The 1,242-nt window shown below is 75.9% G+C and carries 2 protein-coding genes; both read right to left on the reverse strand.

Annotated features, from left to right (window positions below; genetic code table 11):
• Positions 1–23: 23 nt before the first annotated feature.
• Entirely contained in the window at positions 24–701 is a 678-nt protein-coding gene (gene ureG / locus CR470_RS38040; RefSeq protein ID WP_097872306.1) for an urease accessory protein UreG, read from the reverse strand.
• Between the two features lie 21 nt (positions 702–722).
• The coding region (locus tag CR470_RS38045) for an urease accessory protein UreF (RefSeq protein ID WP_097872308.1) at positions 723–1,242 on the reverse strand (520 nt) is incomplete at its 5' end.

Here is a 1,242-nt window from a genome sequence, read left to right on the forward strand (position 1 = left end):
CAGCCGGGCCGTCGCGCGGACGCTCACGCGGCCCAGGCGGCGAGCCGCGCCCGCACCCAGTCGGCGACCGGTCCGACGCCCTCGGCCGAGGTCAGGGAGGTGAAGGCGACGGGGAGTTCGCCGCGCTGCTTCTCGGCGTCGAGGGCCATCCGCTCCAGGTCGGAGCCGACGTAGGGGGCGAGGTCGGTCTTGTTGATGACCAGGAGGTCGGCGGTGGTGACGCCGGGGCCGCCCTTGCGCGGGATGTCGTCGCCGCCCGCGACGTCGATGACGAAGACCTGCGCGTCGACCAGTCCCTTGGAGAAGGTGGCGGTGAGGTTGTCGCCGCCGGACTCGACGAGGATGAGGTCGAGCGGTCCGACCGCGTCCTCCAGGTCCTCGACGGCTTCGAGGTTGGCGGAGATGTCGTCGCGGATCGCGGTGTGCGGGCAGGCGCCGGTCTCGACGGCCTGGATCCGCTCGGGCGGCAGGACCGCGTTGCGCAGCAGGAAGGCGGCGTCCTCCTGGGTGTAGATGTCGTTGGTGACGACGGCGATGGAGAGGCGGTCGCGCAGTTCGCGGCAGAGGGCTGCGACGGTGGCCGTCTTGCCGGACCCGACGGGGCCGCCGAGGCCGATGCGCAGGGCGCGCCGGGTGCCGTCGGGGCGGGTGGCGTCGGCGCTGACGGCGGCGGGGGCGTCGTGGGAGTGGCCGAGGTGCATGGGGGCTCCTGTGGATGCGGGTTACGAGGCGAAGAGGCGGACCGGCCAGGCTGCGTGCGCCTCGGCGGTGATGTCGAGGAGCGGGGCGGAGGCGGCGGGCAGGGCGTCGATGCCCTGCCGGGCGGCCTCGGCGGCCTGTTCGGCGACCCGGTCCAGCTCGGGGGCGAGCCGGGCGAGTACGGCGGTGGCGTGGAAGGGATCGAGGGAGAGGAGCCGGACGACGGCGGTGGCGGGGCCGCTGACGGTCTCGTACGCGACGCAGTGGGCGGCGTCCACGGGGTCCAGACCCGCCGACCGTGCGGTGAGCCCGAGGACGACGGGCTGGTGGGCGCCGCGCGGTCGGGCCGCCGCGAGCGCGTCCAGTTCGGGGCTCGGCCAGGTGGCGCGGGCGGCCCGCATCAGCTGGCGGCCCAGTTTGCGGGCGGTGGCCCTCAGTGCGGGCGAGGGTGTACGGGCGTCGGCGGCCTCGTCGAGGGCGATCGGGTCGAGGCCGTGGGCCGCCGCCGCGGCGAGGGCGGCGGCGGTGAGGCCCGCGGTGTGC

Source organism: Streptomyces sp. rh34 (genome assembly GCF_002551245.1).
Lineage (GTDB): Bacteria > Actinomycetota > Actinomycetes > Streptomycetales > Streptomycetaceae > Streptomyces.

Bases quoted from the DNA above. Each gene is read 5' to 3' on its own strand.
- ureG (WP_097872306.1), bottom strand. From the start codon at position 701: ATGCACCTCGGCCACTCCCACGACGCCCCCGCCGCCGTCAGCGCCGAC.